Here is a 15472-nt window from a genome sequence, read left to right as displayed (position 1 = left end):
CCATTTTTTTGACATTTATTCAATAACAAAATAAGCAATATTTTAAAATCCACATATTATACGAAAAAAAGGAAAAAGAGTATGAATTTTAATATAATTACCCTCGGTTGTAAAGTAAATCAATATGAATCACAGGCCATGCGTGAGGACTTATTAAAAAACGGCTTTGAACTTGCCGAGCCTAACACACCTGCCGATATAACGGTAGTAAACAGCTGCACAGTTACCTCTGTAAGTGACGCTAAAAACCGTAAGCTCATCAATAAAATTCGCCGAGAAAACCCCGACGGAATTATTGTGCTCACAGGCTGTATGCCACAGGCTTTTCCCGATAAGCAAGAGAATTTTGAAAATTGCGACATCGTGCTCGGCAACGCAAAAAGGGCAGAGCTTGTTCCCGCAATTTACGAATATATTGAAAATCATATGAAAAATGTTTTTATATCACCCCACCCTGTAAAAAACGAGCAATTCGAGGATTTATCTATATCTTCGCTCGGCGAGCACACAAGAGCTTTTATCAAAATTGAGGACGGCTGCAACCGTTTTTGCTCATACTGCATTATTCCGTATGCAAGGGGCAGAGTTCGCTCAAAGAGCATTGAGGCGCTCAAGGCTGAGGTAAAAAGAATTGCTGATAACGGCTATCGTGAGGTTGTGCTTGTAGGCATAAATCTTTCGGCTTACGGACAAGACGAAGGCTTAAATCTTGCCGATGCGGTAGAGTGCGTTTGTGCGCAAGACGGCATTGAGCGTGTGCGACTTGGCTCGGTTGAGCCTGAGCAGATGGACGAGCCTATGATTAAAAGACTTGCGGCTCAGCCAAAATTCTGTCCGCAGTTCCACCTTTCACTTCAGAGCGGTTGTGACAACACATTAAAAGCAATGAACAGACATTACGATACCGCCGAGTACAGCAAGATTGTATCTAATATCAGGAAAACCTTTGACAATTCCACTATTACCACCGATGTTATGGTTGGATTTGCAGGGGAAACCGAAGAAGATTTTAAAGCGTCTATGGATTTTGTAAAGCAGACAGGTTTTGCAAAGGTTCATGTATTCCCGTATTCAAGGCGAAAAGGCACTGTTGCCGATAAAGCGCCAAATCAGATTGCGCCTAATATCAAGGAGCAGAGAGCCAAAGAAATGGGCGAGCTTGTAGCAAAATCAAGAGCCGAATTTTTGAAAACTCAGGTCGGAATGACCGAGTCGGTACTCATAGAGCGCCTGCGCCATGGCTACCTTGAGGGTTACACTAAAAATTACACACCTGTTCATATTATATCAGATAACGATAATCTCTGCGGTCAGATTGTAAATGTAAAGATCACATCTGCCGAAGATGATTTCTGCGTTGGCACAATAGCTTAACTTACGCTTTCGCTGTTTTTAATGGCATTTGTAAGATTAGCAATTTCCGTACTTGCGTTTTCATCTTCAAGAGTCGAATATGAATAAAGCATTATTCCGCTTACTTTTTCGTTTTGCATAGCAATCTTATATTCCTTACTAAGCACATTGTCGCTGTAAAGCCACGTGCCCTCGTCAGAATCGGTGTTTGCTTTGTAGCCTGCTAAGCCTACATACAGCTTAACATTTTTATTTATATCAAGACTTGCCCAGCTGTTGAGCGAATTTTCAAAGGTGAGCGCAGGATTTTCAAGGCTGTAATAAAGCTGAGGGCATATGTAGTCCACAAAGCCTTTACAAATGCACCAGCTTTTTACATCAGCGTAAATCTTTGCGTTGTTGTCAATATTGCCTTGCGGAGAAATGCCGAAATCAACATCATTGCTGATTTTATGTATTGCCCTGTAAGTATCGCAAATCAGAGTGTTTACATTGGCAAGCCGCCAGTTATCCACCGACATACAGTTCATTGCACCCACAGTGTCCACATATTCGGCATATTCTTCATCGTCAAATTCACTGTCCTGAGTCGGGTAAAAATAATCGTCAAACTGTATTCCGTCAACATCGTAATTCTTTACAATTTCGGTTACACCGTTGATTATAAGGTTTCGTGCCATTTTGTTTGCGGGATTTAAAAAAATTCCGTTTTCGGTTTCTTCGCCAAGCTCGTTATCTATCACATACGGATTGTTTTCACTCAAAACCTGCGGTGTGCTGTCGGTACTGATTCTGTACGGATTTACCCATGCGTGAATATCAAGGTCAAGTTCTGAGCAAATCTCGCACATTACTTTTAGAGCGTCATAATCAGGACTTACGCCCTGCTCACCGCTTAAAATATGAGAATAAGGGAAGTAAACCGATTTATAAAGTGCGTCACAAAACGGTCGCACCTGCACAATAAGTGTATTAAATCCTGCGTTTTTGCTTGTGATTGCAATGTTTTTAAATTTTTCTCTGAAAGCAGATTCGCTTTTATCGGATTCATTCTGCATATCAAGTTCTATGTAAGACACCCACACGCCACGCATTTCTTTTGTCGAGCGTTCATTTTGCTCAACTTTGGCATTGTCATTTGTTGCTGTATCAATCGTTGAGGTTGATACAGTCTTAACTTCGCCGTTTTCGGAATATGCCCTTGCAGCAAGCGCTGTTACAAGCAGTACGGCTGATAAAATTACAGGCGCAAATTTTTTTACTGACATTAAAATCCTTCCTTTGAGGTGAAATATGGAGATTTATTCACAATTGTTACTGATTTATCTTGTACTGATAAACCTTATATCAATAATTGTAACAATATCAGATAAAGTTAAAGCAATTAAAAGAAAGTGGCGAGTACCCGAAAGCACCCTGCTTTTGCTTTCTGCCCTTGGTGGAAGTGTATCAATGTATATAACTATGCTCATTATCCGCCACAAAACCAGACACGCAAAATTTATGGTTGGTATTCCCGTAATTTTTGCACTTCAATGTGTTTTAGCATTTCTTATTTGGAGATATATCTATGCCTAATAAGCTCACTTTCACCGTTCCAACTGAATATGACGGAGTAAATGCGCTCAACTTTTTGCGCTCGTACTGCAAGCTTTCATCAAGAATGATAACACGCCTAAAGCGAGAAAAAGACGGTATTTTGATGGACGGAAAAATTTTGCGAACCATTGATACTGTTTCGGCAGGCAAAGAAGTTATAATCAGGCTGATTGATGAAAAAATCGGCATAGAGCCTGTTGAGGGCAAACTCGACATTTTGTACGAAGACGACTATATTTTAATTGTAAACAAGCCGTATTCAATGCCTGTTCACCCTGTAAAACAGCACCAAAGCGACACCCTTGCCAATATTGTGGCTTATTATGCGCAAAACAGCGGCAAGGAATTTACATTTCGTGCCATAAACAGGCTCGATAAAGATACTTCGGGAATAGTTTTCATTGCAAAAGACCGATATACGGCAAACGCTGTAAAATTTGCGCTTAACAAAACATATTTTGCGGTCTGCTCAGGAATTATAAATGAAAACGGCACTGTAAACGCACCCATCGCCTTAAAAAAGGACTCTAAAATGGTGCGAGAGGTTACACCCGACGGTGCAGAGTCAATTACTCATTACAAGGTGCTCGCAAAAGGCGAGGACTGTACTCTTGTAAGCCTTGTGCTTGAAACAGGCAGAACACATCAGATTCGCTGTCATATGGCATACCTCGCTCATCCGCTTGAGGGCGATGATTTGTACGGAGGCAGACTTGATAAAATTCAAAGGCAGGCTTTGCACTGCGGTAAACTTGATTTTGTGCACCCGATAACAAAACAGCCGATTACTGTCACTGCGCCGATTCCCGATGATATGAAAAATATTTCTCGGGAAATAAATGCCGCTCTCGAAAACAACATTGTTTTATAAATTGCCGGTATCGGTCGGCAGGTAGTTGTAAACTTCTTTGTATGACTCAAGCTGTGCCTCGTTTTCGGGCCTGCTCGGAATTAGCCCTGTGCAGTCGTAGGTTGAATAAGCGTTCGCCATTTGGTCAAGACAGCGTTCAAGATTTTTATTTGCGTTTGCAAATTCATTTTCTTTTGCCGCATTATTTGTTTTATTTTTACTTTTCATAAAATCACCCCATAGTTATTATTTTACGCAATGCCGTAATAATTCGGTGATATTTTTAATCTTGTAGATGAAATGTCGCAAAGCGGCAAAAGGTTAGCCGTTTACGCAGAAAAAACTGTAAGTGCTAATTATATAGTATAAACCATAATATCTAAAAACATAACCTGTGTGAACAAGTATTTACACGATGCTTTACACACAGCTTTTCTTAAAAGGAAAGTTAGTAAAAACTAACTTAATGAAAATAACTTTAAAAGAAGTTAAGAAAAATGATTAAAATTACAAATTTATCGGAAAACGAGTTTAAGAAGATTGGCTTGGCTTATGCTGTGTTTACCCGACCGATGATTGCTAAGTTATAAAAATACAATTGTATAATTTACAACTCGGGTTTGCTATGATATAATTTTATTAACTGATTTTTTGTATTATTTTGCAGGGTACGGTGATAAAATGAAGAAAATCGCAGTCGGAATACTTGCTCATGTTGACTCGGGTAAAACCACGCTTTCAGAGGCGCTTATGTACTGCTCGGGAAATATAACCAAGCTCGGCAGGGTAGACCATAGAGATTCTTTTCTCGACACATTTTCTCTTGAGCGTGACAGAGGAATTACTATTTTTTCAAAGCAGGCGGTAATGAAGTACAACAATACGGATTTCACATTGCTCGACACCCCCGGACATATTGATTTTTCGGCAGAAGCAGAGCGTACTTTGCAGGTGCTTGATTATGCAATTCTTGTAATCAGCGGCACAAACGGAGTTCAGAGCCACACAGCAACACTTTGGAAGCTTTTGAAAAGATACAATGTGCCTTGCTTTATATTTGTAAATAAAATGGATCTTGACGGTGCAGACAAGCTTGCAATTATGGCACAGCTGAGAACGAATCTTGACGAAAACTGCGTTGACTTTACATATCAAAACACAGATTCTTTTCGTGAAAATGTAGCTGTTTGTGACGAGCAAATGCTTGAGAAATATTACGAAACCGAAAGTATTGAAAAAGCTGATATTATCAGAGCAATTAAGGAGCGAAAGCTTTTTCCCTGTATGTTCGGCTCGGCGCTTAAACTTGACGGTGTGCGTGAGTTTCTCGCCTTGCTTGACGAATACACACAAATGCCCGACTATCCGAGTGAGTTTGGCGCAAAAGCCTTTAAAATTGCCAACGATAATCAAGGCAACCGACTTACTTTTATGAAAGTAACGGGCGGCAGTTTAAAGGTGCGTGAAGTGCTTAAAAGCGACAAAAATGTCAATGCCGAAAAAGTGAACCGAATCAGAGTGTATTCGGGAGAGAAATTCACTGCGATTGACGAGGCGGCGGCAGGCACAGTGTGCGCCGTAACAGGCATTACTTTTGCAAAATCAGGCGATGGGCTCGGTATAGAAAGCGATTCCGATTTGCCAATGCTTGAACCTGTACTCACATACAAGGTTGACCTTACAGACGGAACAGACCCACACACTGCACTTGCAAAACTTAAAATTTTGGAGAATGAAGATCCACAGCTTAATGTGGTGTGGAACAGTAGGCTTGCTGAAATTCAAATACAGCTTATGGGCGAAATTCAGCTTGAAGTGCTTAAAAGCATAATTTTTGAGCGCTTTGGTATGACGGTAGAATTTAGCACAGGCAATATTATTTACAAGGAAACCATAGAAAACACAGTTGAGGGTGTGGGGCATTTTGAACCGCTAAAGCACTATGCGGAGGTACATTTGCTTATAAAACCGCTTAAGCGTGGCAGTGGAATTATCATAAATTCCCGTTGCAAGGAGGATCAGCTCGACCGCAACTGGCAAAGACTTATACTAACTCATCTCCACGAAAAAACGCATCTCGGAGTTCTCACAGGCTCACCAATCACAGATGTAGAAATAACGCTTGTATCAGGCAGAGCACACGCCAAGCATACCGAGGGCGGAGATTTCAGACAGGCTACTTACAGGGCGGTACGACAGGGACTTCGCTTGGCAAAGAGCATTTTGCTTGAGCCTGTTTATGAATTTACCCTTGAAGTACCAAACGAAAATATAGGCAGGGCGATGTCGGATATTCAGCGTATGAACGGTACATTTTCATCACCGGAAAGCAGGGGAGATGTTACGGTGCTTAACGGCACCTGCCCTGTATCAGAAATGCGGAGCTACACAAAAGAGGTTATGCAGTACACCCATGGCAAAGGCAAGCTCACTTGTATTTTAAAAGGATATGAGCCTTGTCACAATGCCGGAGAGGTAATTGAAAGCATTGGTTATGACTGCGATGCCGATTCTGAAAATCCTTGCGGCTCGGTTTTCTGCTCACATGGAGCAGGTTACAATGTTGCGTGGAACGAGGTAAGCGAACATATGCACCTGCCGAGTGCGCTAACGCCTGCTACTGACGAATCAAAGAGCGTAAACAGCAAAACCGCCTTTGCAAAATGCAAAAATCAAGATGATGTTTTCGCACTTGACAAGGAGCTTATGCAAATTTTTGAACAAACCTACGGCCCCGTTACTCATAAAAAAGCGCCGGAAAGGCGCAAAGTAACTGCGGTATCTGCATTAGATAAAGCCGCTGAAAAGCTGAGAAAAAATCCGCAATTCAATGGTACGGAATACCTGCTTGTAGACGGCTACAATGTAATTTTTGCATGGGAACACCTCAAAGAGCTTACCGAAAGGAGCTTAGACGGAGCAAGGCAGGTACTTATAAATATATTGTGCAACTATCAGGGTTACAGCAAGTGCAATTTGATTCTTGTATTTGACGCCTATCGTGTTAAAGGGCAGTACAGAGAAGTTGAAACCGTAAACGGCATAAGCATTGTTTACACCAAAGAGGCTGAAACCGCCGATATGTATATTGAAAAAGTAACGCATAAGCTCGCTAAAAATAACCGAGTTCGTGTAGTAACCTCAGATGCGCTTGAACAAATGATTATACTCGGAAACGGTGCTTTGCGTGTGCCATCGCTTGCGTTTCTTGAAGAGGTAAGGCAAGCCGAAGAAGAAATCAGAAATATTATTAATAATAAAGATTAAAAAGCAGTCGGCAGATTTTGTGATTCTGTCGGCTGTTTTTTATAAAATATTGACAAGAAAAGGCGGCGAATATATAATTAAATTACTGTAATTACTTTAAATTTTTGAGGTGATAATATGGAATTTTTATGTGATACTAATTATATATTGCTCCCTGCCAGCGACAACGCTCAAAATAAAAGATTGTATTTTTATATAGATAATGAGCTTGTCTATGATTTAGTCGTTAGACTTGATAACAATACACCCGACTATAAATTTCCTGTTGATTTAAAAAGATTTAAAGGTAAAAAAATAAAAATCACTTCGTCACCGATTGTCGATATTTGCTTTGATAAAGCCGAAGAAATCAGCTTTGAATATGACGGCAAATACAGACCGCTGGTGCATTTTACAGCCGCCAAGGGTTGGATAAATGACCCGAACGGACTTGTGTATGCAAACGGAAAATATCTAATGTATTTTCAGCACAATCCGGTTGCCACAACATGGGAAAATATGCATTGGGGCGGCGCATTCAGCGAGGATCTTATACATTGGAGAGAATTTGGAGATGTGCTGTTTCCCGATAAAGATGGAACAATATTCTCAGGTTGTGCAATAATTGACAAGGATAACAGATGTGATTTTCAGCAGGATGATACTCCTGTTATTCTGTATTATTACACAAGCGCAGGTCACACATCAGAAACTTCAAAGCATAAGCCTTTTACACAATGCCTTGCGTATAGCTCAGACGGCGGAAAAACTCTGATTAAATATGACAAAAATCCTATAATAGAAAATTTAGCATACGAAAACAGAGATCCAAAGGTAATATACTATTCACCGCTTGACATCTACATTATGGTGTTATATCTTGACGGTCACAGCTTTGCAATTTTGAAATCCGAAAATCTCACTCAATGGCAAAAAATACAGGAAATAACAATGCCTGATGATTCCGAATGCCCCGATTTCTATCCACTTACTGTTGAAAATGCCAGCGATAATATTAAGTGGGTATTTTCTGCCGCCGCTGACAGATACTACATAGGCAGCTTTGACGGCAAAAAATTTAAAATAGAAACCGAGCAAAAGAGATTAAACTTTGGCAATGCGTCCTATGCCGCTCAATCTTGGTTCAATACTCCAGACGGCAGGCGCATACGCACAGCCTTTGCTTCGGCAGTTATTCCAAATAATCCGTTTGGAAGCTGCCTAAACATTCCGCAAAATATGACAATAAAAAAGATTGATAATAATATGTATCTTTCCGCATTGCCAATTGACGAGCTTAAAACACTCTATAAAGATTGCGTAACAATAAATAATGTTGCAATTTCAAATTCAAATCCATATATCAAAAGAATTGACAGTCGAGCCTGCGATATCAGCATAAGTGCAGATGTGTCAAATTCATTTTCATTAGAGCTTTTCGGTCTTAAAATCACTTATGACAGTAATAGTAAAACTTTATTCTGTCTTGATAAGTCCGCTCCGCTAAAATGTTGTGGACATAATCTAAACTTGAGGGTAATATTTGATACCGTATATGCCGAAATTTTCGCTGATGACGGCACTGTATTTATGGGTATGACCTATATTCAGGACAGCAATCTCAACAGATTAGAAATAAATTCAGAAAAAGCAACTATTCACAATATCAGCATTTCAGAATTAAATTCAATCCACGAAAAAATTTAATATACGGCTTGAATATATCGACAAAATATGATATTATATATAAAGTTAATAAAATAATTTTAAACTTGGAGGAAAATTATGTCTGTTTCATATATGACACATCCGCTTATTCGCCACAAAATCACTTTACTCAGAAAAGAAAACACTTCAACAAACGAGTTCCGTAAACTTGTTGAGGAAATCGCTATGCTTATGGGTTACGAGGCTCTTTCTGACCTTGAAACTCAGGAAATTACAATTAAAACTCCGCTTGAGGAGTCTAAACAGCCTGTAATTTCAGGCAAAAAACTTGCTGTTGTGCCAATTCTTAGAGCAGGTCTTGGTATGGTCGGCGGCATTCTCGCTCTCGTTCCGTCTGCAAGAGTAGGTCACATCGGGCTTTATCGTGACCCTGTTACCCATGAGCCTCACGAATACTACTGCAAACTCCCTGAGCCGATAGACCAGCGTCAGATCGTTGTTGTTGACCCAATGCTCGCAACAGGCGGTTCGGCAGTCGCAGCAGTAGATTACATTAAAAAGCATGGCGGCCAAAAGATTAAATTTATGTCTATCATAGCAGCTCCAAAGGGTGTAGAAACTCTTATGAAAGCACACCCCGACATTCAGCTTTATGTTGGAGCACTCGATCGTGAACTTGACGATAACGCATACATTCGTCCGGGCCTTGGCGATGCAGGCGACAGAATCTTTGGTACTAAATAATATTTTGAACTAATATTTATAAGGAGTAGCTGTAATTACGGCTACTCCTTTTTTGTGTTTTGAATTGATATTTACAATATAAAATTGCTTATCTGCATTAAATAAATATGATTAAATGCCAATTAGTTTAAAAATCTTGCAATAAATTATAAAAAACTGTTGATTTTAATAAAACTATATGTTACAATAATAGCACAAGATACACAAATAACAATGCAATATCGCACAACTGCGTTTGCATATGCAAGCAAGGAGGCATTTATGAGTAACACAGTAAAAAAATCTAACATCAAAAAAATTTTAGTCCGAATCATTTCAATTATTCTCATACTTATTATTCTGCTTGGCGGAGTATTTACTGCTATTTATTTTACGAGATTTCAAACAATATCTACAATAAGAAAGGTTACAGACTATGATGATTTCAATGTTTATAAAATGAATGTAAAATATGATTATAACCTTGATAACATCATTGAAAAGGGCATTACCGATGACCAAAGTTTTGTAAATGCTATTGTCGGGGAATCCCTGCCATTTCTGCCTATCTGCATAAAAGCGCCCAAGTTTGCGTGCAGTGCATTTACAATGACTGCGAGCAACGGCGATGTATTTATGGGGCGCAACTATGATTTTAAAAATGATTCCTCGGCTTTGCTTGTGTATTGTTCGCCAAAGGACGGCTACAAGTCTGTTGCAACAGCTGCACTCGATAATATTAAGGCTAATGTTGCCGACAAGAATATAAAATCAAAGCTCACTTGTCTTACAGCGCCGTTTATCTGTCTTGACGGAATGAACGAAAAAGGCGTTTCTATTGCAGTTCTTACCCTTGACAGTGACCCTACTCGTCAGAATACAGGCAAGCAAACCATCGGCACAACTCTTGCAATCCGACTTGTGCTTGACAAAGCCGCATCTACGCAAGAGGCAGTTGATTTGCTCGGCGAATACGATATGTTCGCAACAAGCGGCAGAGATTATCATTTTTATATTACAGATTCAAGCGGTGACGGCAGGGTAGTGGAGTACGATTGCAACAGCGCCGACAGAAAACTAACCGATACACCAATTCGCACAATAACTAATTTCTACGGAATGTATATTGATAAAGTTCAGCCAAACCAAAAGAACGGCATTTACGGTCATGGCAAGGAGCGTTATGACAAAATTGAGGCTGTTTTTGAAGAGGAAAAAACTAACTACACAACAGATTCCGCATGGAAAGCCTTAAAAGCAGCAGCGCAGCTCCCAAATCCCGAAGATGTCACAAGCAACACACAGTGGTCAATAGTGTATAACGATACAACCCTGACCGCCGACATAGTCCTCCGCCGTAATTGGGAAGATATCTATTCCTATGACTTGAATTATTAAATCAGATATTATAAATTTAAAAATCCCCCTCATATGTCATTTGGCATATGAGGGGGGGATAAACTTAAAAGGGTATCAGTACTTTTATGTACTAATATCCTTTTTTGGTGCAGGTAACATACTTTTGTTTTAGAAAAAACTTTTTACCTCGCCTATTGCGGCTTGTTCATAGTCAAAATATCATCAACGCTCTCGCTAAAAACAGTCCACCGGACTGTTTTCTTAACGCTCGTCTTCAAGTCCTGAAAGAAAATCAACAAAATTTAAGAGGTATTAATACTTATGTGTACTAATACCTCTTTGTGGTGCAGGTAACAGGACTTGAACCTGCATGAAATTGCTTTCATATGGACCTGAACCATACGCGTCTGCCAATTCCGCCATACCTGCTTATTTATTAATTTTGTTCTTGCGACAGGTTAGTCTGCCTACAAAATCTATTAAAATAGATTTTGTATAAGTTTGCAAAGCCAAATCAAAGATTTGGATGCTCACTTAAATTCCGCCATACCTGCTTATTTATTAATTTTTGTTTTTGTGACAGGTTAGTATGCCTGCATATAAAATAAATTAATAACATTATGATTATAACAAATATTAGCGGAATTGTCAATTAATTAATAAATATTTTTTGCTGATACCTGCTCACTCTAAATTTATTTAATGATAAAGGCTGAGTCCGATTTATATTATTATTTTTTCTCTCCAAACCTATTAGACGGGCGGTATATCATAAGTGCTATGAATATCAGCACTGCTGTTGTGGAAAGGCTGACGGGGTAGGCGGTCATTATTGCAGCAAAGGTTCGGTTTGCTGGGAATACAGTGTTTATCCACACTATTCGCACCACGCACACACCTATGGTAGTGAGTATTGCCGGCACAAGCGAAAGTCCGAATCCTCTTAAGTATCCCGACATTACCTCATACAGCATTGAGAATATGTAAGCTATAAAAATAATTACAAGTCTTGTATAGCCTATTTCTATTACTTCGGGGTTGTTGTTGAATATTGACAGCAAAAATTTTCCTGTTATAAGCACTATAAAAATTGCCGTTCCCGATGCAATTGCGTCTTCGATAAGACAAAGAAAAAGAGTTTTTTTACAACGGTCAATCTTATTTGCACCAAAGTTTTGTCCGACAAATGTTGTGCAAGCCTGACTAAACGAGTTCATCACATTGTAAGCGATAATCTCTATGTTGAATGCCGCACTTGAGGCAGCTATTACGGTAGTACCAAGGCTGTTTATCGCACCCTGAATTACAATATTCGCAACGGCAAACACTGCACTCTGTACGCCTGCGGGAAGTCCTATCTGCATAATTTTCGCAAAGACTTTTCCGTCAATTCTTAATTTTTTAAATTCTACTTTTATGTATTTGTCGCTTTTTACGAGCTTTATATAAAGAATACCTGCGCTCACAACATTTGCAAGCACTGTTGCGGTTGCTACTCCGTTTACCGACATTTTAAGTACGATTACGAAGAAGAGATTAAGCAGTACATTCAAAATTCCCGACAGAGTAAGCGCAATAAGCGGCATTTTGGTTTCGCCTATACTTCTGAAAATCGCCGCCTCAAAGTTGTACAGCAGTATGACAGGCATTCCGAGAAAATATATTCTCAAGTATAACAGTGCAAGTTCAAGCACATCGTCGGGTACATTCAGCACCGTAAGCAACGGCTCGGCTATAAGTTCGCCGATTATCGCAACCAATACACCGCCGATTACCGACACTACCATAGAAGTGTGCACGGCTTTTTGCACCGTCTGTTTGTCATCTCGACCGACAGCGTTTGCTATTACTACATTTGCGCCGAGCGCTATGCCGATAAATAAGTTCAGTATCAGACCGATAATCGGACTGTTTGCTCCTACTGCCGCTACCGCTGCGGTTTTGTCGGTTTGTGCAAAGTTGCCTACTATTGCTATATCGGACGCATTAAAAAGCTGTTCGAGTATTCCCGTTGCCGCAATCGGCAGGGCAAAAACAGGCAGTTTGTTCCATATACTGCCGTTGAGCATATCAAGTTTTTGCTTTTTTAATTCTTTTTCCATTCAATCCACCTTTTTGTTTCACATAAATTCATACTATATAGATTATATTCCTAATTTTTACAATTTTCAACTGTTAAATGGTTGCATATAGACATAAGGTTTATTATAATATAAGGAAAGAAAAATTATGAAATGAAAAAATGAAATGAACATTTGCATTTATAGGGGTGGCATTATTTATGGAAATGGATAAACTAAAGCCAAAACAAAGTGCTTTTATTACAAGGGTTGGCGGTGACGGAGCATTAAGACACCATTTGCTTGATATGGGACTTACACCCGGCACTGAAATTACTTTGCAGAAAATAGCGCCGATGGGCGATCCGATTCAAATTGAAGTGAGAGGCTATGAGCTTACGCTCCGACTTGATGAGGCTAAGAAAATTGAAATTGAAAACATACACGAACGAAAAGTTGTTGCCGACAGCAAACCGCAAAGGCATAAATCTATTCCGCATCCACGAGTAGGCGAGCTTGGCGAGGCAAACGATTATCATATTCACGATGAAAGCAAAGCACTGCCGAAAGACAGCAAACTTACATTTGCGCTTGCAGGAAACCAAAACTGCGGCAAAACCACTTTGTTTAATCAGCTTACGGGCGCTAATCAGCATGTGGGCAATTTTCCGGGTGTTACCGTAGACAGAAAAGACGGCACAATTAAAAATCACCCCGAGGCAACAGTTACCGACTTGCCGGGTATTTACTCATTGTCGCCGTATTCGAGCGAAGAAATAGTTACACGAGATTTCTTGATAAAAGATAAGCCGAGCGGAATTATAAATATTGTAGACGCCTCAAACCTTGAGCGAAATCTATGCCTTACTATGCAGCTTATGGAACTTGGTATTCCTATGGTGCTTGCGCTGAATATGATGGATGAGGTGCGAGAAAACGGCGGAAGTATCAGAGTAAACGAGCTTGAGCAAATTCTCGGAATACCTGTTATTCCTATTTCAGCCGTAAAAAATGAGGGTATAGACGAGCTTGTAAGTCACGCACTTCATGTGGCAAGATTTATGGAAAAGCCGGGGCGAATAGATTTTTGCACAGACAGTGTAGATAAAAAAGACCCTGTCGGAGCGGTTCACCGCTGCATACACGCCGTAGTGCATATGATAGAGCCTGAGGCAAAGCAATCGGGACTGCCGCTGCGATTTGCCGCAACAAAACTGATAGAAAACGATGTGCCTATTGAAAAGCTGCTTAACCTGACCGATGACAAAAAGCAGGCATTTGAGCACATTGTATCCGTAATGGAAGATGAAACGGGACTTGACCGAGAGGCCGCCATTTCAAATATGCGATTCAGCTTTATAGAAAAAATGTGTCAAAAAACAGTTGTCCGTCCGCACGAAAGCAAAGAGCATAAGCGAAGTATGAAAATTGACCGATTGCTTACGGGCAAATATACCGCTATTCCTTGCTTTATTGCAATTATGGCACTCATATTCGCTATGACCTTTAACCTTGTGGGCGCATGGCTCTCTGACCTTATGAGTTTAGGCGTAGATTCTGTTATATCGCTTATAGACAACGCACTCACTGCCGTACAGATTAACCCTGTTGTGCATTCGCTTGTGGTAGACGGCATATGCAACGGTGTGGGCAGTGTAATCAGCTTTTTGCCTACAATCGTAACTCTGTTTTTCTTTTTGTCTATTCTTGAGGATACAGGTTATATGGCAAGGGTTGCCTTTGTAATGGATAAGCTGTTAAGAAAAATAGGACTGTCGGGCAGAAGTTTTGTGCCAATGCTTATAGGCTTTGGCTGTTCTGTTCCTGCAATTATGTCAACACGAACACTCTCAAGCGAAAGAGATAGAAAAATGACAATCCTGCTCACTCCGTTTATGAGTTGCAGTGCAAAACTGCCGATTTATTCGCTGATTATAAGCGTATTTTTCCCAAGGCAGTATCAGGCGCTTGTAATGGTGGGACTATACATATTCGGCATTATTTGTGCCATTATTTATGCTTTGATTTTAAAAAGCACAAAGTTCAAGGGCGAGCCTGTTCCGTTTGTAATGGAGCTGCCTAATTACCGACTTCCATCGGCAAAGAGCGTTGTGCATCTCATTTGGGAAAAGGCAAAGGGATTTATAGAAAAGGCATTTACAATTATTTTTGTAGCGTCAATTATAATTTGGTTTTTGCAGACCTTTGACGCAAAATTTAATGTTGCCGAATCACCCGAACAGAGCCTGCTTGCAATGATTGGCAGCTTGGTTGCTCCTATTTTTGCTCCGCTCGGATTTGGCGATTGGCGAGTATCAACAGCTCTCATTACAGGCTTTACCGCAAAAGAAAGCGTTGTGTCTACACTTACTGTACTTATGGGCGGAAATGCCGAGCTTGTAAGTACATTGTTTACTCCTTTTACCGCCGCTGTATTCCTTGTATTTACTTTGCTTTACACTCCTTGCGTTGCCGCTATTGCAACCGTAAAGCGAGAAATGGGCGGTACTAAGGCGGCTGTCGCAACTGTTATTATTCAGTGCGCAATCGCATGGTGTGTGGCCTTTCTTATTCACGCAGTCGGTCTTGCCTTTGGCCTGGCTTAACGGAGGGC

General features: G+C 40.2%; 11 protein-coding genes and 1 tRNA gene. 8 read left to right on the top strand and 4 right to left on the bottom strand.

Annotated elements, in window-relative coordinates; genetic code table 11:
• Positions 1-81 precede the first annotated feature (81 nt).
• The gene (gene mtaB, locus DXC23_RS02495) at positions 82-1374 is read left to right on the top strand and encodes a tRNA (N(6)-L-threonylcarbamoyladenosine(37)-C(2))-methylthiotransferase MtaB (protein WP_117704617.1); all 1293 of its coding nucleotides are present in this window, start codon (positions 82-84) and stop codon (positions 1372-1374) included.
• Here the strand turns inward: mtaB and DXC23_RS02490 are convergent.
• Positions 1371-2621, bottom strand: coding sequence for a family 10 glycosylhydrolase (locus DXC23_RS02490; protein WP_117704616.1), 1251 nt, complete (start codon positions 2619-2621; stop codon positions 1371-1373). The two genes, mtaB and DXC23_RS02490, sit on opposite strands and share 4 nt — an antisense overlap.
• Before the next feature lie 25 nt (positions 2622-2646).
• On the opposite strand from DXC23_RS02490, the gene DXC23_RS02485 reads away from it, so the two are divergent.
• A complete protein-coding gene (locus DXC23_RS02485) occupies positions 2647-2931 on the top strand; it encodes a DUF1294 domain-containing protein (RefSeq protein ID WP_117704615.1) in 285 nt (94 codons plus the stop codon).
• Positions 2924-3823, top strand: a complete 900-nt coding sequence (locus tag DXC23_RS02480; protein ID WP_117704614.1) for an RluA family pseudouridine synthase — start codon at positions 2924-2926, stop codon at positions 3821-3823. Before DXC23_RS02485 ends, DXC23_RS02480 begins: the two co-directional genes overlap by 8 nt.
• Here the strand turns inward: DXC23_RS02480 and DXC23_RS02475 are convergent.
• Positions 3818-4030, bottom strand: coding sequence for a hypothetical protein (locus DXC23_RS02475; protein ID WP_117704613.1), 213 nt, complete (start codon positions 4028-4030; stop codon positions 3818-3820). The genes DXC23_RS02480 and DXC23_RS02475 overlap by 6 nt on opposite strands.
• Before the next feature lie 453 nt (positions 4031-4483).
• Here DXC23_RS02475 and DXC23_RS02470 point away from each other — a divergent pair, with 453 nt between their 5' ends.
• The 4 genes from DXC23_RS02470 (at position 4484) to DXC23_RS02455 (ending at position 10837) form a co-directional block, all read left to right on the top strand.
• Positions 4484-7069, top strand: coding sequence for a TetM/TetW/TetO/TetS family tetracycline resistance ribosomal protection protein (locus DXC23_RS02470; protein ID WP_117704612.1), 2586 nt, complete (start codon positions 4484-4486; stop codon positions 7067-7069).
• 117 nt (positions 7070-7186) lie between these two features.
• Positions 7187-8755, top strand: coding sequence for a DUF4980 domain-containing protein (locus DXC23_RS02465; protein ID WP_117704611.1), 1569 nt, complete (start codon positions 7187-7189; stop codon positions 8753-8755).
• A 78-nt stretch (positions 8756-8833) separates the two neighbouring features.
• Positions 8834-9460: a uracil phosphoribosyltransferase gene (upp, locus tag DXC23_RS02460; protein ID WP_176781197.1), complete on the top strand. Its 627-nt coding sequence runs from the start codon at positions 8834-8836 to the stop codon at positions 9458-9460.
• A gap of 261 nt (positions 9461-9721) precedes the next feature.
• Positions 9722-10837: a linear amide C-N hydrolase gene (locus DXC23_RS02455; RefSeq protein WP_117704609.1), complete on the top strand. Its 1116-nt coding sequence runs from the start codon at positions 9722-9724 to the stop codon at positions 10835-10837.
• 303 nt (positions 10838-11140) lie between these two features.
• On the opposite strand, the gene DXC23_RS02450 is transcribed toward DXC23_RS02455, so the two are convergent.
• Both DXC23_RS02450 and DXC23_RS02445 read right to left on the bottom strand, forming a co-directional pair.
• A tRNA-Leu gene (locus tag DXC23_RS02450) sits at positions 11141-11227 on the bottom strand.
• A 302-nt stretch (positions 11228-11529) separates the two neighbouring features.
• The gene (locus tag DXC23_RS02445; RefSeq protein WP_117704608.1) at positions 11530-12900 is read right to left on the bottom strand and encodes an MATE family efflux transporter; all 1371 of its coding nucleotides are present in this window, start codon (positions 12898-12900) and stop codon (positions 11530-11532) included.
• A gap of 179 nt (positions 12901-13079) precedes the next feature.
• Between DXC23_RS02445 and feoB the strand changes: the two genes are divergently transcribed.
• On the top strand, positions 13080-15464 hold the full coding sequence (gene feoB, locus DXC23_RS02440) for a ferrous iron transport protein B (RefSeq protein WP_117704607.1): 2385 nt from the start codon (positions 13080-13082) through the stop codon (positions 15462-15464).
• Positions 15465-15472: the final 8 nt, after the last annotated feature.

It is taken from the genome of Eubacterium sp. OM08-24, from assembly GCF_003438075.1.
GTDB lineage: Bacteria > Bacillota > Clostridia > Oscillospirales > Acutalibacteraceae > Ruminococcoides.
This window is presented reverse-complemented; position numbering and strand designations above follow the sequence as displayed.

Coding starts and splice junctions, on each gene's coding strand:
- DXC23_RS02445 (WP_117704608.1), bottom strand. CDS start 12,900: ATGGAAAAAGAATTAAAAAAGCAAAAACTTGATATGCTCAACGGCAGT.
- DXC23_RS02485 (WP_117704615.1), top strand. CDS start 2,647: ATGGAGATTTATTCACAATTGTTACTGATTTATCTTGTACTGATAAAC.
- DXC23_RS02470 (WP_117704612.1), top strand. CDS start 4,484: ATGAAGAAAATCGCAGTCGGAATACTTGCTCATGTTGACTCGGGTAAA.
- upp (WP_176781197.1), top strand. CDS start 8,834: ATGTCTGTTTCATATATGACACATCCGCTTATTCGCCACAAAATCACT.
- DXC23_RS02490 (WP_117704616.1), bottom strand. CDS start 2,621: ATGTCAGTAAAAAAATTTGCGCCTGTAATTTTATCAGCCGTACTGCTT.
- DXC23_RS02475 (WP_117704613.1), bottom strand. CDS start 4,030: ATGAAAAGTAAAAATAAAACAAATAATGCGGCAAAAGAAAATGAATTT.
- DXC23_RS02465 (WP_117704611.1), top strand. CDS start 7,187: ATGGAATTTTTATGTGATACTAATTATATATTGCTCCCTGCCAGCGAC.
- feoB (WP_117704607.1), top strand. CDS start 13,080: ATGGAAATGGATAAACTAAAGCCAAAACAAAGTGCTTTTATTACAAGG.
- DXC23_RS02455 (WP_117704609.1), top strand. CDS start 9,722: ATGAGTAACACAGTAAAAAAATCTAACATCAAAAAAATTTTAGTCCGA.
- mtaB (WP_117704617.1), top strand. CDS start 82: ATGAATTTTAATATAATTACCCTCGGTTGTAAAGTAAATCAATATGAA.
- DXC23_RS02480 (WP_117704614.1), top strand. CDS start 2,924: ATGCCTAATAAGCTCACTTTCACCGTTCCAACTGAATATGACGGAGTA.